Below are 18452 nucleotides of genomic sequence, written 5' to 3' on the forward strand. Positions count from 1 at the left end.
TTGCCGGGCGCAAAATGATGCAAAAGCTAGGCAGGTTCAATCGCAGAGTCCAAGACGGCCGGGAAATCGCCCGCGATGTCTCGCACTCGGGACAAATCTGGCATATTTCGCCTTCATGAAACACGATTTGCAGATACCCAGGGACCAGGCCGTCCTGATTGCAGGACCGACGGCATCGGGCAAGTCCGGTCTGGCGATGAAAATTGCAGAACGCCACGACCGTCTGATCGTGAACGCCGATGCGATCCAGGTTTTCGAAAACTGGCGCGTTCTGACGGCGCGTCCCTCCCCGGAAGACGAAAAAGCGGTGCCACACCGCATGTACGGCCATGTTGCGGCCGACGGGGCTTATTCGGTCGGTCACTGGCTGCGTGACCTCAAGCCCCTGCTTCAGGACCCCGGACGGCTCATCATCGTCGGCGGAACGGGCCTTTATTTCTCGGCGCTGACAGAAGGATTGGCGGCGATACCGCAAATACCGCCCGAGACCCGGCAGGAAGCCGATGACTACCTTCGCACGCATGGGCACGTGGCGATGGCCGACCAGCTCGACCCGGCCACACGGTTGCGGATTGATACGTTGAACCCCGCCCGCGTGCAGCGGGCCTGGGAGGTGCTGCGTGCGACAGGTCGCGGCCTTGCGGCATGGCAGGATGACACGCCCCCGCCCCTGCTGCCCCCCGCGGAATGCGCCACGCTACTGGTGACGACACCCAAGGAATGGCTCAACCGCCGCATCGAGAGCAGGTTCGGGAAAATGGTCGCGAGCGGCGCCCTCGACGAGGCACGTGCGAACCTGCCCGCCTGGGACCCTGATCGTTTGTCGTCACGGGCGATCGGCGCACCACAGCTTGTCGCGCATCTCCGTGGCGAGATCACGCTGCAGGAAGCCTGCGATGCAGCGGCAACCGCCACGCGCCAATTCGCGAAGCGACAGCGGAACTGGTTCCGGTCACGCATGTCCGGATGGCGGCGGATTGCCGCCGATGAACTTTAAAAAACTCAATAGTTTCCACTGACAGACAGCGCATTTCCTGTGATCATGCATTCAAAATGCGGCATTCTGGCAGGAGAGGGTCCGAACTTGGCAGTCACGCACGCACATCTGATGACGCTGGCGGAGTGGAAGCGTGGGGCGGCATGGCGGCACACGCTTCAGCACAGTTGCGCCGTTCACAGGCTGATCTGGATCACGCGCGGACAAGGGCTTGCATCGCTGCAGGGCCAACGGCGTGGCGTCGGTGTGCACAATGCGATCGTTATACCGGCTGACAGCCTTTTCTCGCTTGATCTCGGCAAACAGGGATTCGGGCTCGTCTGCGTCATCCCGACAGGCGGCCCGTTGCTCATGCCGGAAGAACCCGTGCATCTGCGCGTGCGGGATGCCCAGATGCAAACCGAACTCACGGCGATACTGGAAGGCATGCAGCGCGAGCAGAACCAGAAGCGCCCCTTCCTCGACGAGGTGCTGAACGCGCAGGCCAGCCTCGCGACCGTTTGGCTGCGGCGGGCACTCATCGAGATCGGCCCCGACACCGACGGAAAGGAAACAGCGGCAATCCGGCTCGTGCGGGCCTACGGCGCATTGATCGCCCGCGATTTCAGAACCGGCCGGACCATGGCCGACTACGCCGCCGCCTTGGGGGTGACGCCCACGCATCTGACGCGAAGCTGCCGACAGATCTCAGGGCTGAGCGCGGCCGAAATGCTGACGGAGCGTACATTGCACGCCGCGCGCGACCTGCTGGAACAACCGGAACGACCGGTGCAACAGATCGCCGGGATGCTGGGCTTCAACAGTGCCGCGTATTTTTCGCGTTTCATCCTGCACCATACCGGGCAGACGCCCTCGGCACTGAGGAAGCGCGCTGCCGAGCCGCCCACGCATGCGCGCCAGAGCTTCTCGGGCGTATCGGGTTGATATCGAGGCCGGGCCGGTGTCAATATGGACAAAGGTCCGCCACCCCCCGACGAGATGCCTTGAAGGACGCTCATGCCGCATTCGCTTCGCCCCAGCAGGTCGACCGGGAACCATGCCGAAAAGCTGGTCGACGACCTGCGGCGCGGCACGATCAGCCGCCGGGAATTCCTGTCGCGCGCGACCACGCTGGGGCTCTCGGTCGGGACGGCCTGTCTCATCGGGGGTCTGCCCCGCACGGCGGCGGCGCAACCGGCCATAACACCGGGCGGGACGCTCAGGATCCAGCAGAACGTGAAGGCGCTCAAGGATCCGCGCACCTATGACTGGAGCGAACTGGGAAACCAGACCCGCGGTTTTCTTGAATACCTGGTGGAGTACGGCGCCGACGGTGGTTTCCGCGGCATGCTGCTCGACAGCTGGGAGGTCAACGCGGACGCCACGCGCTACCGGTTGCGTGTCCGGCGCGGTGTGACATGGAACAACGGTGATCCGTTCACCGCCGAGGATGTCGCGCGAAACATCGAACGCTGGTGCGACAACACGGTCAGCGGCAATTCGATGGCCAGCCGCTTCAACAGTCTTGCCGATCCGGAAACCAGCAAGGCGCGTGAAGGTTCCATCGTGGTCGAGGACAGGCACAATGTCCTGTTGTCGCTCGCGTCGCCCGACATAACCCTGATCGCAAGCATGTCAGACTACCCGGCAGCCGTGACGCATGCAAGCTATGACGGCTCCGACCCGTTCGACCACGGCATAGGCACGGGCCCTTTTCGCCCGGTGCGGATGACGGTCGGCGAAAACTGCGTTCTCGAACGCAACCCCGACCACGACTGGTGGGGCCAGAAAGTCTTTGGCGGGCCTTTCGTCGATCGGGTCGAGTTTCTCGACTACGGCACGGACCCGTCGAACTGGGTCGCCGCGGCCGAGGCCGACGAGGTGGACCTCTTGTACGAATCCGTCGGCGATTTCATCGAGGTGATGAACAACGTCGGCTGGACCGCGACCAAGACCGAGACAGCCGCGACGACCGTCATCCGGACGCACCAACAGGCCGACATCGCCGGGCGAAAGCCTTATGACGACGTTTCTGTGCGCCGAGCGCTTTCGATGGCCGTGGACAACGCGATTTGCCTTGAACTCGGGTATGGCGGACGCGGCACGATCGCCGAAAATCACCACGTAAGCCCGATCCACCCCGCGTATGCGGATATCGGCCCGCCCGAACATGACCCGGCCAAGGCCCGTCGCCTGCTTCAGGAGGCGGGGCTGGCCGAGTTCGAGCACGAACTGATCACGATCGACGACGAATGGCAGCGCAATACCGGTGACGCGGTGGCCGCGCAGTTGCGGGATGCGGGTATTCCCGCCCGCCGCCGGATACTGCCCGGCTCACGCTTCTGGCAGGATTGGCTCACTTATCCTTTCTCGTCCACGCAGTGGAACCACAGGCCGCTGGATGTACAGGTCCTCAACCTTGCCTACAGGTCCGACTCGGCGTGGAACGAGACCGGGTTCCGCAACGAGGAATTCGACCACCTGATCGCACGGGCGAATTCCATCGCCGGCGCAGATGAACGTCGTCCGGTGATGGCAAAGCTGCAGACGCTGTTGCGCACCGAAGGCGTGATCATCCAGCCGTACTGGCGCCGGCTCTACAATCACCACAATGGCAGGCTGGTGAACGCCGAAAGACATCCGTCTAACGAGATCCACCTGTACAAGATCGGGTTCGCGGCCTGACATTCGGCGGCCGATTTTCCGTCAGCCGCCCCAGATCGCCCTGACGTAATTCCGGGTCTCACGGAACGGGGGCACGCCGCCATGTTTGCGGACAGCCTCGGGACCCGCGTTGTAGGCCGCAAGAGCAAGGCGCCACGACCCGAAAGTCCGGTACTGTTCCGCGAGATACCGCGCGCCGCCATCAAGGTTTTCGTACGGGTCGTTGGGGTTGACCCGCAACACGAGCGCCGTCCCCGGCATGAGTTGCGCCAGCCCGATGGCCCCCTTGTGCGATCGCGCGGTCGGGTCCCAGGCCGATTCCCTCTGGACGAGTTTCAGGAAGAGGTCGACGGGCACCCCGTGTCGCCGGGCCGCGTCCCGCGCCATCGGCAGGAATACTCCACGGTAGGCGCCGTCATATCCCTTGGTCGAGACGGTGCCCCATTTCGTCGGCGTCCGTATCTCGCGCGGCTGCAGCCGAACGGAATCGCTGTATTGCTGCTTGGCCCGCGTATCCAGAACGCTGGTCTGGGAGTCGAAAAGCGCGCTGCGGTTCTTGGTCGAAAGAGCATCCGCCCCGGCCGCCACCGGCAGCGATATCGCGCTCGCCACAATGACCCAGATCACCCGCAGCATGGCCGGCTCCTTACTCCCATCCACTCGCGCGCAGCATACTCGCAAACACGAGATTTTCCAGCATCCGTGCGCATGCACTCCTGTCTTTGGCATGATCGCGCCCAAGACCGGAAAAATTTTACCTTTTCTTCACCGAGCTGGGGTGGTGTAAGCGGAGAAGGGCAATTCGCATGATGGAGGAGGTCGCCTAATGGCCGGATCAGTCAACAAGGTAATCATCATCGGCAACCTGGGCCGCGACCCCGAGGTGCGGACCTTCCAGAACGGCGGCAAGGTTTGCAACCTCGCGATAGCCACGTCCGAGAACTGGAAGGACCGCAATACCGGCGAGCGGCGCGAAAAGACCGAGTGGCACCGCGTCGCCATCTTTTCCGAACCTCTCGTGCGGGTGGCCGAGCAATACCTGCGCAAGGGCTCCAAGGTCTACATCGAGGGCCAGCTCGAAACCCGCAAGTGGCAGGACCAGTCCGGACAGGACCGCTACACCACCGAAGTGGTTCTGCGCCCCTACAAGTCGGAGCTCACCATGCTGGACGGCCGCGGTGAAGGCGGCGGCGCAAGCGGTGGCGGCGCAAGCGGTGGCGGGTATGTCGGCGATTACGGTGGTGGCCCGCAGGATGACCAAAGGGGCGGCGCGCCAGCCCGCGATATCGACGACGAGATACCGTTCTGAGCGGCTGCCGCACGGCCAGCGGCGGCGCCCGCTCCCGGCGCGGAAACACCTTGCATCAAGCTTTAGCTCTGGTCATTCGGGCCCAGTGGGTATACGGCGCGCGGGAACAACCTGAGGAACCCAGATGGACCTGCGCAACATCGCCATCATTGCCCATGTCGACCACGGCAAAACCACGCTGGTCGATGAACTTCTCAAACAATCCGGTGCCTTCCGCGTCGGGCAGGCCGTCGACGAACGCGCCATGGACAGCAACGACCTCGAGCGCGAACGCGGCATCACGATTCTTGCCAAGTGCACCAGCGTCGAGTGGAAAGGCACGCGCATCAACATCGTGGATACCCCCGGCCATGCCGATTTCGGCGGTGAGGTCGAACGCATCCTGAGCATGGTCGATGGCGTGGTGCTGCTTGTCGATGCCGCCGAGGGCCCCATGCCCCAGACCAAGTTCGTGACGACAAAGGCGTTGGCGCTCGGGCTGCGGCCGATCGTCGTGCTGAACAAGGTCGACAAACCCGACGCCGAACCCGATCGCGCCCTCGATGAATGTTTCGACCTCTTCGCGGCCCTGGATGCCGACGAGGACCAGCTCGATTTCCCGCACATGTACGCCTCGGGCCGCTCGGGCTGGGCCGACCATGCGCTTGATGGCCCCCGCAAGGACCTGTCGGCACTGTTCGAGCTGATCGTGAACCATGTTCCGGCGCCGAAACAGGTAGCGCGCGTGGACGACGATTTCCGAATGCTGGCAACGACGCTCGGCGCGGACCCGTTCGTCGGGCGTGTCCTGACGGGACGCGTTGAATCGGGACATGTCAAGGTCGGGCAGACGGTGCAGGGCCTGTCGCGCGTGGGGCAGAAAATCGAGCAATTCCGCGTTACCAAGATACAGGCGTTCCGGGGGCTGGCCCCGCAGGATATCGATGAAGCGGTCGCGGGTGACATTGTCACCATCGCCGGGATGTCCAAGGCAACCGTGGCCGACACGATCTGCGCCCTCGCGGTCGACGAGCCGCTGAAGGCCGAGCCGATCGACCCGCCAACGATTTCCATCACCTTCGGCATCAACGACTCGCCGCTCGCGGGTCGCGACGGGAAGAAAGTGCAGTCGCGCGTGATCCGCGAACGGCTGATGAAGGAAGCGGAACAGAACGTGGCGATCCGCGTGACCGACACCCCTGGCGGTGAGGCGTTCGACGTGGCCGGACGCGGTGAACTGCAAATGGGCGTTTTGATCGAGAACATGCGCCGCGAGGGTTATGAACTGTCGATTGCCCGGCCGCGCGTGCTCATGCGGGACGATGAGGACGGTGGCACGCTGGAACCGGTCGAGGAAGTGACGATCGACGTGGATGACGACCATTCCGGCGCGGTGATCGAGAAACTGACCGGCCCGCGCAAGGGGGAACTGGTCGAGATGAAGCCGGCCGACAGCGGCAAGACCCGGATCGTCGCGCACGTGCCCTCGCGCGGGCTTATCGGGTACCATGGCGAATTCCTGACGGATACGCGCGGCACGGGCGTCATGAACCGCGTGTTTCACGGGCATGTCCCCCACAAGGGGCCTATCCCCGGCCGCAGGGCCGGCGTTCTGATTTCCATGGAAACCGGCGAGTCGGTGGCCTTTGCCCTGTGGAACCTCGAGGAACGCGGGCGCCTGTTCATCGGGCCGCAGGAGAAGGTGTATCAAGGCATGATCATCGGCGAGCACAGCCGGGAGAATGATCTGGAGGTCAATCCGCTGAAAGGGAAAAAGCTGACCAACGTCCGCGCCAGCGGGTCGGATGACGCCGTCCGCCTGACGCCGCATGTCAACATGAGCCTCGAAGAGGCGATTTCCTATATCGACGATGACGAGCTGGTCGAGGTCACCCCGAACGCCATCCGCCTGCGCAAGCGCCACCTCGACCCTCACGAACGCAAGCGCGCCGCCAAGTCAGCCTGACCGGGTGGCAGGCGACGCGCGTCACCCGGGTCAGGGGTCAGGGCGCGATCATGATACGGTCGACCACTGTCAGTGCGCCTTGCTCCCGGCGCACGACAATGATTTCGCCCGACCGCGCGAATTCGCCGGTCAACGCGCTGATGTTGACCTGATGCGTTACCAGAAGCAGCCGCGCGTCGGCCGGCTGTGACGCGATGCGGCGTCGCGTTGATCGCGTTTGTGCGGCCCTGTCACCGCGACCTGCGAAATGCGAATTGAGCGATGCCACATCCTGCGGCGGGCCCATGCCGACCAGCCGGGCGGTATCACGGCACCGACACCACTGGCTGGTCCAGACGGCATCAAAGCTCACATCGGCGCTACGCATCGCCTCACCGATCCGGCTTGCCTGCGCGCGGCCACGGTCATCAAGGTTTCGCTGCGTCCTGCAATCATCAAGATCGAAGCCGTCCGGGTCTCCCGTCCCCGGGGCGAGCGCGTGTCGCATCAAGGCAACAGCACCCGGCTGCGTCAGCGCCGACAGGTCCTGCGCGGCCGCTGTGCCCGGCACGAGGAAAGCAAGAAATACAAGCAATACGCGCATCGCATTTTTCATGCAAAGGACATTAACGCGATCTCTCTGCGCCGCCACAGCGAAAATCGTTGTCCGATGAATAAAGCTCGCGCACCATGACGGTCATGAACTGTTGCAGCCGATGCCCCGTCCAGCGACATCTCGTCTGCCATAAGGGGCGATTGGCGCTAAGCGGACAGCCCACCGATGATGACGAAGATCATTGCAGAGACCCTTGCAGAGCCGGCGGGATATCACGGTGTCGAAACAGCGTTCAGGACCTGGCGCAATAGCCTGCACGGCCGCGCCAAACCCTACAGCCTGCACGGGCTGCGCAAGCCGGTCATCATCGAGCTGTCCTGGTCGGGCGCACCGGGCGCCGGGCTACTGGCCGTGACCGGTCAGAGCGCGCAGATGGTCGCATAGTACCGGACCAGGGCCAGCCGCCGGCGGCTGTCGGAATCAGCGCATGAAAGGAAAAAGTTGAGGGGGGCAAACCTGACCGGCAACAGAACAAGACCCTGTTACCCAAACGTTTGGCCCGCTTGCGCCGGCAAAAATACCAGAACCGACAAGCAGCTGATTTTTTTGGTGCCCAAGGTGAGATTCGAACTCACACGGGGTTTCCCCCGGGGGATTTTGAATCCCCTGCGTCTACCCTTCCGCCACTTGGGCCCGTTGCGTACACTTAACGAAGCGCCGCCGCGGCGTCCAGTGCCAAAGCGCGTCGCGGCCGACGGGGCTTGACCCCCGTGGTCGGCCATGCTCATTGGCCCGCATTCATCATCCCGAGGACCGCCCCCAATGCTCAGGCGTCTTTACGACTGGACCATCCGGATGGCCCACCACCACAACGCCCTGTGGGTGCTGGCGGCGGTATCTTTTGTCGAAAGTTCAATCTTTCCCATCCCGCCGGATGTTCTGATGGTCCCGATGATCCTCGCGCGGCCGCATCGCGCATGGCTGATCGCCACCGTGGCGCTGGTGGCCTCGGTCCTTGGCGGCCTGCTGGGCTATGCCATCGGCGCGCTGGCCTTCGAACAGGTCGGCCGCCCGGTGCTGGAAAGCCTCGGCAAGGCCGACGCCATGGCCGCGTTCAACACCCGGTTCAACGATTTCGGGTTCTGGGCGGTGCTGACGGCCGGCGTCACGCCCTTTCCCTACAAGGTCATCACGATCATGTCCGGCTGGACGGCGATGCCGCTGGCCACCTTCATCGCCACCTCCATCCTCGCGCGCGGGCTGCGCTTCTTCCTCGTGGCGGCCCTGCTTTGGAGGTTCGGGGCGCCGGTACGCGATTTCATAGAGCGGCGCCTGGGGCTGGTGACGATCGTTTTCGTGCTGCTCCTCTTCGGCGGGTTCTATATCGTGAGGCACTTGTGACACCGACACGCGCCACCCTTGTCCTGATTGCCGCGGGCGGCTCGGCGGTGCTTCTGGCGGCCGCGTTCGTCACGCAAGCGTACGGCTGGGCCCCCTGCAAACTGTGCCTCTGGCAACGCTGGCCGCACGGGGCGGCGGTGCTGGCCGGATTCGCGGCACTTGCCCTGCCCGGCGCGGTGCTGACCGTGCTGGGTGCGCTGTCGGCGCTGACAACGGCCGGCATAGGGGCCTATCACGGCGGCGTGGAGCGCGGCTGGTGGCCCGGCCCCGACAGCTGCACCGGCACGGGGCTGTCGGGCCTCGACGGCGCGTCACTTCTGCCCGGCAGCGGCGACGCGCCCGCGCTGGTGATGTGCGACAGCTTCCAGCCCTTCCTGTTCGGGCTCAGCATGGCGAACTGGAACATGCTCGCCTCGCTCGCGCTGGCGGCGGTCTGGCTCATGGCGGCGCGGGCGCGGGCCTGACGCCACCGCCCGCGATCAGGCCGGGCGCGCCACGCTGGTTCCCGTGTCCGCGCGCGGGAACAGCACCAGCTTGCCCGCGTCCTCGTCCCACAGCTTGAGCCTGAAACTGGCCAGCGCCTCGCGCCAGCCGATGGCATCGTGGCATTGCAGCTCCGCGGGCAGATCCTTCTGGCAGCGGCGCAGCCTGTAAGACGGGATCGAGGGATTGAAATGATGCAGGTCGTGATAGGCGATGTTCCCGGTTCCCAGATCCCACAGCCAGCCCAGGTCAAGAGAGCTCGACCCCTCCAGCGTGGCCTTGCGGAAATCCAGATCGGGCTTGCGGTCCCAGTAGGTGTCCTCGAAATTGTGTTGCAGGTAGACGAGGAACACCCCGATGACCCCTGCCAGCAGCGCGCTCAGCCCCAGCACGGCAAGCCCGGCCAGCCCCAACGCCCACCAGACAAGCGCGATATAGCCCGCAAGCATCAGGTTGTGGGCGATCACGCCCGCAGCACCCACCTTGCGGGTGTTGCGCGGCCAGCGATACGCGATGAAATACGTGTAAAGCCCGCCCAGTGACAGCATCACCAGCGGATTGCGGTACAGCCGGTACCAGAGCCGCGTGCGCAACGGCGCCGCGCGCCATTCCCGCAGCGTCATCGTGTAGACCTCGGTCGTCTCGCGATGTTCGAGGTTGCCGAGATAGGCATGGTGCTGGTTGTGATTGTACTGCATCACCCGGTAGGGCGTCAGCGAGAAGACCGACAGCACGTAGCCCGCCCAGTCGTTGAGCGGCCGCGTCGCGAAAAGCGAGCCATGCCCGCAATCATGCTGCAACACGTAAAGCCGCACCGACGCGAAGGCCAGCACCACGACGAAACCCGACGCAAGGACGGGCCGGTCCGCGAAATGCGCCCCCAGCCCGAGCGCTGCCACGTAAACCGCGAACGTTCCCAGCAGGCTCAGCGTGCCCATCAGGTCGCTTTTGCCCGTGTACCGCTTGGTGAATTCCCTGATTTCCATGGCACCCTCGCCCGATGCATGACCAATCGACAGAATCGCTGTACCGGTGGCCTGCCGGTTACGAGCTCAGCATGAACGCCAACCCGTGCAAAATGCAAGCGCGCTGTACCGGCAGGCGCCCTGCCCGGCCAAATGACGCATTGACACGACTGCCCGTCGGCACGACGTGGTCGGCATGGAACGCATGAAAGCCATTCTCACCCTCACCGCGGCGCTGGCCTTCGCGCTGTCACCTCTCACCACATCGGGGTTCAACGGCTTCCGGCCCGACCAGTTCCCGATCCCGCAGGTCGATCCCCCGGCCCAACCGGCCGGATACGCATTCGGCATCTGGGGCCTGATCTACCTTTGGCTGATTGCCGGCGCGCTGTTCGGTCTGCTCAAGCGCGATACCGCGCCGGGCTGGGACGCGATGCGCTGGCCGCTTGTCGCCAGCCTCGTGATCGGGGCGGCGTGGATCCCGGTCGCGCAGACGTCGCCATTCTGGGCAACCGTCCTGATCTGGGCGATGCTGGGCACGGCGGTGGCCGCGCTTCTTCGCGCGGGCGATCGGGACAGGGCGTGGTTGCGCACCCCGATCGCGCTTTATGCCGGGTGGTTGACCGCGGCGTCCTGCGTGGCGCTGGCGCTGATGCTGGCAGGCCACGGCGTGATGAGCGCGCAGGCGGCGGCGATCGTGATGATCGGCGTCGCGCTGATCCTCGCGGCCGTGGTACTGACCGCGCGCGCGGACACGCCGGAATACGCGCTCGCGGTCGCATGGGCGCTGGTGGGCATCATCGTCGACAACCTCGACCCGCTCAACGCGCCGGTTCTGGCGCTTTGCACCGCGGGGCTTGCCGTACTGGGCGCCCTGGCGTTGCGTCACAGGCGCCGCGCCGGCTGACGCCGGGGCGTGGCGTCCTCAATCGTCGCGCGGCCTGCCCTTCACATGCTTGCGCAGCCGCGACGGGGTGGATTTCTTGCGGCCCTTGTAGGGGTTCTTGTCGGATTGCGACCGCATGGTCAGCCGTATGGGCGTGCCGGGCATGTCGAAATCGTCGCGCAGGCCGTTGACCAGATACCGCGCATAGCTTTCTGGCAGCTTCTCGGGATGGCTGCACATCACCACGAAACCCGGCGGCCGGGTCTTGGCCTGCGTCATGTAGCGCAGCCTGATCCGCCGTCCCCCCGGCGCCGGGGGCGGATGCGCCGCGACCATCTCGCCCAGCCAGCGGTTGAGCTGGGCCGTGGGCACCCGCCGGTTCCACACGTCATGCGCCCGGATCACCGCGTCGCGCAGCCGGTCGAGGCCCCGGCCCGTCTTGGCCGAAACGGTGACGAGCGGCGCACCGCGAAGCTGCGGCAGCAGGCGTTCGAACGCTTCGCGCAGGTCGCGCAGCTTCTGCTGCTTGGCCGGCTCCACGTCCCACTTGTTGACCGCAACCACCACCGCGCGGCCCTCGCGCTCGGCCAGGTCGGCAATCCGCAAATCCTGCTGTTCAAAGGGTATCCCGGCATCCAGCAGCACGACGACGACCTCGGCAAAGCGCACGGCGCGCAGCCCGTCGGCGACCGACAGTTTCTCGACCTTGTCCTGAACCCGGGCCTTCTTGCGCATCCCGGCCGTGTCGAAAATGCGGGTCGGCAGCCCGTCCCAGTCCAGCGTCAGTGATATCGCGTCGCGGGTGATCCCGGCCTCGGGCCCGGTCAGCAGGCGGTCCTCGCCCAGTATCCGGTTGATCAGGGTCGATTTCCCCGCGTTCGGGCGGCCCACCACCGCCACCTGCAGCGGCTTGTCAGGCGTGATCGCCGGGGCGGGCTCGTCGGCCGCCTCCGAAACGGCCACATCCGTTTCCGGCAGGTCGGCGGCGGCCTTCTCGGCCATCGCGTCCGCCAGCGGCATCAGCGCGGTATACAGTTCGTTCAGCCCCTCGCCGTGCTCGGCCGACAGGCGAATCGGCTCCCCCAGCCCCAGCCCGTAGGCTTCGTAAACGCCCGCGTCGGCGGCGCTGCCCTCGGCCTTGTTCGCGCCAAGGATCACGCGGGCGGACCGCTTGCGCAGGATGTCGGCGAAAAGCTCGTCGGTCGGTGTCACGCCGGTCCGCGCGTCGATCAGGAACAGGCAGGCATCCGCCATGTCCACCGCACGCTCGGTCAAGCGCCGCATGCGCCCTTCGAGCGAATCGTCGGTGGCATCCTCCAGCCCGGCAGTATCGATCACCGTGAACCGCAGGTCTCCCAGCCGCGCCTCACCCTCGCGCAGGTCGCGCGTCACGCCCGGCTGATCGTCCACCAGCGCAAGGCGCTTGCCCACGAGGCGGTTGAACAGCGTGGACTTGCCCACATTGGGGCGCCCCACGATGGCAAGGGTAAATGTCATGTCTCAGGCTCCGGGCCGGGTGAAGCCGACCCCTTACAATATCACGCGGTCAACGGAAAGCCAGCAAACGGCCCTTGCCGGAAACCACGTACAGCGTGTTGCCCGCCACCACCGGGTTGCTGGCGGCGCCGTCCGGCATCTCGACGCTGCCCGTGGGCTCGCCCGTGGCCGGATCGTACAGCCGCAACAGCCCGTCCCCCGACGCCACGATCAACTGCCCGCCCGCGATGACCGGGCCGTAATGACCGTAAATGCGCGTCTGCCGCTTCGGCCGGCTCTTGGTGAAGAACGGCAGGGGCCGTGACCAGATGACGCTGCCATCCTCGGCCGACAGGCGCATCAGCTCGTTGCGGTCGGACACCATGAAGACCGACCGGCCCGCGGGCCAGACGGGATTGAGCGCGCCATCGCCCGCGGTCCAGACACGTTCTCCGTTGCCGAGCGCCAGCGCCACGGTCCGGCCCGAATGGCTGCCGACAAAGACCTTGTCCCCCGAAACGACCGGGTCGCCGGTGATATCGCCCACGCGGCCCGCGGCGTAGCCCTCGCGCTGGCCGGCAACCGGGGCGTCCCACCGGCGCAGGCCGCCCCGGCGGAACGCGCCCTGAACCTCGCCCGATCCGAAGGCGAAGATGGCGTACTTGTCCGTCAGCGCGGGCGCGGGACCGCCATGCACGTTGTTGATGTCGGGCGTTGCCGAAAGCTGCCAGCGGATGCGCCCGTCATCGGTGTCGATGGCCCAGCCCACCTCGTCCCCCGAGACGAGGTACACAAGCCCCCCGCTGACGGCGGGGCTGCCCGTGCCCGTGCTGCGCAGGTTCTGCTGCCACAGGACGCTGCCATCGGCGGGATCGAGCGCCGTCAGCAATCCGAATCCGGACGACACGAACAGCTTGCCGTCGCCAAAGGCCAGACCGCCGCCCCCGGCATCGTTGGCGGAGTCGTTCGGCGGCGTCAGGTCCCGCGTCCACAGCCGCTCGCCCGCGGGGCTCACGGCGCTGACCTGCGCCCGCGCGTCCAGCGTGTATATGCGGCCCTGCGCCACGACCGGGTCGGCCGAAATGCGGTTTCGGCGGCCGTTGCCAGTGCCGACGCCGACACTCCACGCGAATTGCGGATCACGGGCAAGCGCCGGGTGCGCGGCCCGCGTGGCCGGGGTCCCGATGCGTTGACGCCAGTCCGCGTTGACCTCCGCCGGCGGCAACGCCAGCGGCACGTCGCGCGCCGCCGCCTCCGCGTTCACCGGGGCCTCGGTCACGGTCTCGTCGCTCAGCACGTCGCGGATGCCCTCGCGCTCCCCGGGCAGGATGGCCTCTTCCTCGGTACAGGCCGCCATCACGGAAAGGGCCGCAAGCCCAAGGATCAATCCGGTCGGTTTCAACGCTCTTGCCCTCACCTTTCGCCTTGCGCCGGAACGTGGCCGGAGCCCGTCACTGCGCCTCCTGCGGCGGGCCCTCGGGCTCACCGCCGAGCGCCACAATCGCCTGCGACGCCCGCTGGCGCAAGCCCGCCGTCGCCTGCGCGGCCGCCACGAGGGTCTGCAGGCGCTCCAGCGCCGCCTCGGTGTCGCCCGCCTCGATATCGAGATAGGCCAGTTGCTCGTCGGCCAACAGCCCGGTCAACCCAGACGACAGCGCGATGCCCTCCAGCCGGCTGCGCCGCGTCTCGGGGTCCAGCCCGCCATCCGGCAATCCCGCCGCCTTGAGCGTGGCAATCTGGCGATAGATCGGCGCGATCCCGTCCCTGTCGGCAAGGGCCAGCAGCCTCTCGGCGGCAGCCTCTGGCGCCGTGCCGGTCCGCTCCGCCGCCGCCAGCATGTCCAGCACGGCGCGGCTGGCCGGCCCCGGCGCCTCGATCCCGGCCAGCGCGTCGGCACGCGCGGCGGCATCTTCCTGCTGCAGGGCCGCCAGCATCGAATCGCCCAGGGCGCGCGCCGCCTCGGTCTCCTGCGCCTTGCGCCACTCGTTCCAGCCGGCCCCGCCGACGATCAGCAGAACCGCCACCACGCCGATCCAGCCGTAGCGCCGGATGCGCGAATACAGGCGGTCGCGCCGGACCTCCTCGGTCACCTCGTCGATGAAACTGTCGGTATCGCTCACGTCGGACGCCCCCTTGAATACCGGTTTCTCTTAACGCGATGGCCCTGCGCTGCCAAGAGGCCGAATGCCCGCGACGGCCCGCCACGGCGCCGGGCCCGTTTCCCGAACGGAATGTCTTGCCTTCACCCCCGCTTTCAGGAATGCTTTTACTGAGCCGCGCCAGATAAGAAAGGCTTAACCATTGGCCATCAAGATCGAGATGCTCCGCTGTTTCCGTGCGGTCGCGGATCACGGCAGCCTCGCCGATGCCGCGGACACGCTGGGGCGCACCTCCTCGGCCGTGTCGATGATGCTGCGCCAGTTCGAGGATCACGTGGGCGCGCCGCTGTTCGAAAGTTCCCGCAAATCCCGGCTCACCCCGCTTGGCCGGCTGGTCCATGCCGAAGCGGCGCGCGAGCTTGCGCATTTCGAACGCACCGTCGCCGCGATCGAGGGGTTGTCGCGCGCCGAACTGGGCCATGTGCGCCTTGCCGTCACACCATCGGTCGCCCAGACGGTGATGCCACCGATCCTGCAAGACTACCTGAAGGATCACGCCGGCGTCCGGATCGAGATGACCGACGCCGACTCGGCCACGGTTCAACGCGAGCTTGCCGCCGAGCGCGCCGATATCGGGCTGGCCAGCCTCCCGCCGATGCCCGGGCACGATCGGCGTCTTGTCTTCACGGATGCCTTCGGCGTCGTCTGCCCGGTCGATCACCCCCTCGCCCGCGATTGGGAACGGCTGACATGGGCCGATCTGGCCGGCGTGGATTTCATCGCCAACGGGCTGTGCCACAGCATCCGGGACGATGATTTCGCCCCGATCCTCAAGGACTCGCGCATGATGGTGCGCAACACCGCCTCCCTGCTCAGCCTCGTGCGCGCGGGCGTCGGCGTGACCCTGTTGCCCGAACTGGCTATCCTGCCCGAATTCCTCGATCTCGAATTCCTGCCGTTGGTGGACAGCACCGCCCGGCGCGAGGTCTGGATGGTCACGCCGCCCGAGCCCATGCTGACACCGGCCGCCATGGCGCTGGTGCAAGCCATCACGCGGGCCGAGGTCTCGGTCAGGGCGAAAACGCTTCAATTCCGTTGAAAGGAAGTTCATAACTTTGCATTTGACTGAATCAAGAGGGCATGGCGTAGTCTTTCATCAGTACCCGGCATGACAAGGATGGTCCTCGATGAGCGAACTCAAATGCAACTATATTGCCGGTCAATGGGTCGCGGGCGGAACCGGGATCGAGAACCGCAATCCCTCCGATCTGTCCGACCTCGTGGGTGTTTTCGCACAAGGCACGCCCGACCAGCTTGACACGGCCATCGCCGCGGCGCGCTCGGCACAGGCCGACTGGGCCGGCTACGGGCTCGAACGCCGTCAGGCCGCGCTGATGAATATCGGCAACGAGTTGATGGCCCGGGCCGACGAACTGGGCGAACTGCTAAGCCGGGAAGAGGGCAAACCCCGCGCCGAAGGGCGCGGCGAAGTCTACCGCTCGGGCCAGCATTTCACTTATTACGCCTCCGAGATCCTGCGCCAGATGGGGCAAAACGCGCAATCCGTCCGCCCGGGCGTCGAGGTGGATATCAAACGCGAACCCGTCGGCGTCGTCGGCGTCATTTCGCCCTGGAATTTCCCCATGGCCATCCCGGCATGGAAAATCGCCCCGGCGCTGGCCTATGGCAACGCGGTCGTCTGGAAACCGGCCAACCTCGTGCTGGGCTCGGCCCATGCCCTGGCCGAGATCATCTCGCGGCAGGATATCCCCACGGGCCTCGTCAACCTCGTCATGGGGTCGGGCGGCGGCATCGGACAGGCGATGGCGGAATCCGCGAAGCTTGACGCGCTGACCTTTACCGGCTCGGTCCCGGTGGGCCGCGGCATCGCCGCCGCCGCACTGGACAACATGACCAAGCTGCAGATGGAGATGGGCTCCAAGAACGCGCTGGTGGTGATGAACGACGCCGATCTGGATACCGCCGTGGCGGCAACGCTCAACGGCGCCTTCAGCGGCACGGGCCAGAAATGCACCGCCTCCTCGCGTCTGGTCGTGCACGAGGGCGTCCACGACGCCTTTGTCGAGAAACTCGTCAACGCGACCAAGGCGATGCGGGTCGGCCACGCTCTGGAAGAGGGCACGCAGATGGGCCCGGTGGTCAGCGAACAGCAGCTTTCCGAGAACCTCAAGTGGGTCGAGACGGGCCGCGCCGAAGGGGCCGAACTGGCCTGCGGCGGCGAGCGTCTGAACATGCCGCACGAAGGCTACTACATGTCGCCGGGTATCTTCCTCAACACTCGCAACGACATGCAGATCAACCGCGAGGAGATGTTCGCGCCGCTCAGCAGCGTGATCAGGGTCGGCAGCTATGACGAGGCCCTGGCCACCGTCAACGACACCCGCTTCGGCCTGAGTTCCGGCATCGTCACCAGGTCGCTGGCCCGCGCCTCGGATTTCAAGCGCAACGCCCGCACCGGCATCGTCACCGTCAACCTGCCCACCGGCGGCATGGACTATCACGTGCCCTTCGGCGGGCGCGGTGACAGTTCCTACGGACCGCGCGAACAGGGCCAGGCCGCGGCCGAATTCTTCACCACGATGAAGACAAGCTACACCGCCGCCGGCACGCCGGAGTGACCCCCGCATGACCTACCGCATCGACGCCCTGCAATACGCCAACTGGTCCGAGAAGATATTTCGCCAGATGTGCGAAGGCGGCGTCGACGCGGTGCATGTCACCATCGCCTACCACGAGAATTTCCGCGAAACCGTCCTCAACATCGAGGCATGGAACCGCCGGTTCGAACGCCACCCCGACCTGATCTTTCACGGGCGCACCGGCGATGACGTGCGCCGCGCGCGCGCGACGGGCCGCACCGCGATCTTCTTCGGGTTCCAGAACCCCGCGCCCATCGAGGATGATATCGGCCTCGTCGAGGTGCTGCACACGCTGGGCGCGCGATTCATGCAGCTGAGCTACAACAACCAGTCGCTTCTGGCGACGGGCTGCTACGAGGCCGAGGATCCGGGGCTAACCCGCATGGGCAAGCAGGTCATCAGGGAAATGAACCGAGTCGGGCTGGTGATCGACATGTCGCACTCCGCCGACCGATCCACCATCGAGGCCGCCGAGATCTCCGAACGCCCCATCGCCATCACCCACGCGAACCCGCATGCGTGGCACCCCGCCTTGCGCAACAAGCGCGACGACGTGATCCGCGCCGTGGTCGACAATGGCGGCATGATGGGCTTCTCGCTCTATCCCCATCACCTCAAGGACAAATCCGACTGCACCGTGCACGCCTTCTGCGACATGGTGGCCCGCGCCGCCGACAGGTTCGGCCCCGCGCATTTCGGCATCGGCTCGGATCTCTGCCAGGATCAGCCCGACAGCGTGGTCGACTGGATGCGCACCGGCCGCTGGTCGCGCGAAACCGACTACGGGGAGGGCTCGGCCGCGAACCCCGGCTTTCCGCCCCAGCCCGGCTGGTTCCGCGACAACCGCGACTTCGGCAACATCGAGGCCGGTCTGCGCGAAATCGGTTTCAGCGACACCGAGGTCGCCGGCCTGATGGGCGACAACTGGCTTTCCTTCTTCGACGCCGGCTTCGGTCCCCGCCAGACGGAGTAGACACACCGCCATGCCCCGCCGCCCCGCATCCCCGCGCGTCCGCCCGCCCCGCAGCCACCACCTGCCGGGCCGGCGCCCGG

At 66.0% G+C, this 18452-nt stretch carries 18 protein-coding genes and 1 tRNA gene; 12 read left to right on the forward strand and 7 right to left on the reverse strand.

Going from position 1 to position 18452, the window contains the following annotated elements; all coding sequences use genetic code 11:
* Positions 1-115 precede the first annotated feature (115 nt).
* The 3 genes from miaA to ACH107_RS09155 all read left to right on the forward strand — a co-directional run bounded on the left by miaA (position 116) and on the right by ACH107_RS09155 (position 3661).
* Positions 116-997, forward strand: a complete 882-nt coding sequence (miaA, locus tag ACH107_RS09145) for a tRNA (adenosine(37)-N6)-dimethylallyltransferase MiaA (RefSeq protein WP_412505565.1) — start codon at positions 116-118, stop codon at positions 995-997.
* A gap of 87 nt (positions 998-1084) precedes the next feature.
* Positions 1085-1921, forward strand: coding sequence for a helix-turn-helix domain-containing protein (locus ACH107_RS09150; protein WP_412505566.1), 837 nt, complete (start codon positions 1085-1087; stop codon positions 1919-1921).
* Positions 1922-1993: 72 nt separating this feature from the next.
* On the forward strand, positions 1994-3661 hold the full coding sequence (locus ACH107_RS09155; protein ID WP_412505567.1) for an ABC transporter substrate-binding protein: 1668 nt from the start codon (positions 1994-1996) through the stop codon (positions 3659-3661).
* 21 nt (positions 3662-3682) lie between these two features.
* Here the strand turns inward: ACH107_RS09155 and ACH107_RS09160 are convergent, their stop codons facing one another.
* Positions 3683-4276: a lytic transglycosylase domain-containing protein gene (locus ACH107_RS09160; RefSeq protein ID WP_412505568.1), complete on the reverse strand. Its 594-nt coding sequence runs from the start codon at positions 4274-4276 to the stop codon at positions 3683-3685.
* 190 nt (positions 4277-4466) lie between these two features.
* Between ACH107_RS09160 and ssb the strand changes: the two genes are divergently transcribed.
* The gene (ssb, locus tag ACH107_RS09165; protein ID WP_412505569.1) at positions 4467-4949 is read left to right on the forward strand and encodes a single-stranded DNA-binding protein; all 483 of its coding nucleotides are present in this window, start codon (positions 4467-4469) and stop codon (positions 4947-4949) included.
* Between the two features lie 124 nt (positions 4950-5073).
* Positions 5074-6894: a translational GTPase TypA gene (typA, locus tag ACH107_RS09170; RefSeq protein ID WP_412505570.1), complete on the forward strand. Its 1821-nt coding sequence runs from the start codon at positions 5074-5076 to the stop codon at positions 6892-6894.
* Between the two features lie 37 nt (positions 6895-6931).
* Here typA and ACH107_RS09175 read toward each other — a convergent pair whose 3' ends face one another.
* Entirely contained in the window at positions 6932-7477 is a 546-nt protein-coding gene (locus ACH107_RS09175) for a histidine phosphatase family protein (RefSeq protein WP_412505571.1), read from the reverse strand.
* Positions 7478-7654: 177 nt separating this feature from the next.
* Here ACH107_RS09175 and ACH107_RS09180 point away from each other — a divergent pair, with 177 nt between their 5' ends.
* Positions 7655-7873, forward strand: a complete 219-nt coding sequence (locus ACH107_RS09180; protein WP_412505572.1) for a hypothetical protein — start codon at positions 7655-7657, stop codon at positions 7871-7873.
* Between the two features lie 163 nt (positions 7874-8036).
* Here the strand turns inward: ACH107_RS09180 and ACH107_RS09185 are convergent.
* Positions 8037-8122, reverse strand: a tRNA-Leu gene (locus ACH107_RS09185).
* Positions 8123-8251: 129 nt separating this feature from the next.
* Between ACH107_RS09185 and ACH107_RS09190 the strand changes: the two genes are divergently transcribed.
* Together ACH107_RS09190 and ACH107_RS09195 are read left to right on the forward strand one after the other, a co-directional pair.
* Complete coding sequence (locus tag ACH107_RS09190; RefSeq protein WP_412505573.1) at positions 8252-8830, forward strand: YqaA family protein; 579 nt, start codon at positions 8252-8254, stop codon at positions 8828-8830.
* A complete protein-coding gene (locus ACH107_RS09195; protein WP_412505574.1) occupies positions 8827-9294 on the forward strand; it encodes a disulfide bond formation protein B in 468 nt (155 codons plus the stop codon). The genes ACH107_RS09190 and ACH107_RS09195 overlap by 4 nt, the downstream gene beginning before the upstream one ends.
* A 15-nt stretch (positions 9295-9309) precedes the next feature.
* Here ACH107_RS09195 and ACH107_RS09200 read toward each other — a convergent pair whose 3' ends face one another.
* Complete coding sequence (locus ACH107_RS09200; RefSeq protein ID WP_412505575.1) at positions 9310-10299, reverse strand: fatty acid desaturase; 990 nt, start codon at positions 10297-10299, stop codon at positions 9310-9312.
* 175 nt (positions 10300-10474) lie between these two features.
* Here ACH107_RS09200 and ACH107_RS09205 point away from each other — a divergent pair, with 175 nt between their 5' ends.
* The gene (locus ACH107_RS09205) at positions 10475-11185 is read left to right on the forward strand and encodes a DUF3488 domain-containing protein (protein WP_412505576.1); all 711 of its coding nucleotides are present in this window, start codon (positions 10475-10477) and stop codon (positions 11183-11185) included.
* An 18-nt stretch (positions 11186-11203) separates the two neighbouring features.
* On the opposite strand, the gene der is transcribed toward ACH107_RS09205, so the two are convergent.
* Genes der through ACH107_RS09220 form a run of 3 tightly spaced genes read right to left on the reverse strand, consistent with a single transcriptional unit; the run spans position 11204 to position 14760 of the window.
* Complete coding sequence (der, locus tag ACH107_RS09210) at positions 11204-12661, reverse strand: ribosome biogenesis GTPase Der (protein ID WP_412505577.1); 1458 nt, start codon at positions 12659-12661, stop codon at positions 11204-11206.
* A 49-nt stretch (positions 12662-12710) separates the two neighbouring features.
* A complete protein-coding gene (locus tag ACH107_RS09215) occupies positions 12711-14042 on the reverse strand; it encodes a PQQ-binding-like beta-propeller repeat protein (protein ID WP_412505578.1) in 1332 nt (443 codons plus the stop codon).
* A 49-nt stretch (positions 14043-14091) separates the two neighbouring features.
* Positions 14092-14760: a hypothetical protein gene (locus ACH107_RS09220; RefSeq protein ID WP_412505579.1), complete on the reverse strand. Its 669-nt coding sequence runs from the start codon at positions 14758-14760 to the stop codon at positions 14092-14094.
* A gap of 181 nt (positions 14761-14941) precedes the next feature.
* Between ACH107_RS09220 and ACH107_RS09225 the strand changes: the two genes are divergently transcribed.
* The 3 genes from ACH107_RS09225 to ACH107_RS09235 all read left to right on the forward strand — a co-directional run bounded on the left by ACH107_RS09225 (position 14942) and on the right by ACH107_RS09235 (position 18372).
* Positions 14942-15838, forward strand: coding sequence for a LysR family transcriptional regulator (locus ACH107_RS09225; protein WP_412505580.1), 897 nt, complete (start codon positions 14942-14944; stop codon positions 15836-15838).
* An 88-nt stretch (positions 15839-15926) separates the two neighbouring features.
* A complete protein-coding gene (locus ACH107_RS09230) occupies positions 15927-17378 on the forward strand; it encodes an aldehyde dehydrogenase family protein (RefSeq protein ID WP_412505581.1) in 1452 nt (483 codons plus the stop codon).
* Positions 17379-17385: 7 nt separating this feature from the next.
* The gene (locus ACH107_RS09235; RefSeq protein ID WP_412505582.1) at positions 17386-18372 is read left to right on the forward strand and encodes a membrane dipeptidase; all 987 of its coding nucleotides are present in this window, start codon (positions 17386-17388) and stop codon (positions 18370-18372) included.
* The last annotated feature ends 80 nt before the right edge of the window (positions 18373-18452 follow it).

The organism is Roseovarius halophilus (ex Wu et al. 2025) (assembly GCF_047086965.1).

Bases quoted from the DNA above. Each gene is read 5' to 3' on its own strand.
- miaA (WP_412505565.1), top strand. From the start codon at position 116: ATGAAACACGATTTGCAGATACCCAGGGACCAGGCCGTCCTGATTGCA.
- ACH107_RS09155 (WP_412505567.1), top strand. From the start codon at position 1,994: ATGCCGCATTCGCTTCGCCCCAGCAGGTCGACCGGGAACCATGCCGAA.
- ACH107_RS09160 (WP_412505568.1), bottom strand. From the start codon at position 4,276: ATGCTGCGGGTGATCTGGGTCATTGTGGCGAGCGCGATATCGCTGCCG.
- ssb (WP_412505569.1), top strand. From the start codon at position 4,467: ATGGCCGGATCAGTCAACAAGGTAATCATCATCGGCAACCTGGGCCGC.
- typA (WP_412505570.1), top strand. From the start codon at position 5,074: ATGGACCTGCGCAACATCGCCATCATTGCCCATGTCGACCACGGCAAA.
- ACH107_RS09175 (WP_412505571.1), bottom strand. From the start codon at position 7,477: ATGCGCGTATTGCTTGTATTTCTTGCTTTCCTCGTGCCGGGCACAGCG.
- ACH107_RS09180 (WP_412505572.1), top strand. From the start codon at position 7,655: ATGATGACGAAGATCATTGCAGAGACCCTTGCAGAGCCGGCGGGATAT.
- ACH107_RS09190 (WP_412505573.1), top strand. From the start codon at position 8,252: ATGCTCAGGCGTCTTTACGACTGGACCATCCGGATGGCCCACCACCAC.
- ACH107_RS09200 (WP_412505575.1), bottom strand. From the start codon at position 10,299: ATGGAAATCAGGGAATTCACCAAGCGGTACACGGGCAAAAGCGACCTG.
- ACH107_RS09205 (WP_412505576.1), top strand. From the start codon at position 10,475: ATGGAACGCATGAAAGCCATTCTCACCCTCACCGCGGCGCTGGCCTTC.
- der (WP_412505577.1), bottom strand. From the start codon at position 12,661: ATGACATTTACCCTTGCCATCGTGGGGCGCCCCAATGTGGGCAAGTCC.
- ACH107_RS09230 (WP_412505581.1), top strand. From the start codon at position 15,927: ATGAGCGAACTCAAATGCAACTATATTGCCGGTCAATGGGTCGCGGGC.
- ACH107_RS09235 (WP_412505582.1), top strand. From the start codon at position 17,386: ATGACCTACCGCATCGACGCCCTGCAATACGCCAACTGGTCCGAGAAG.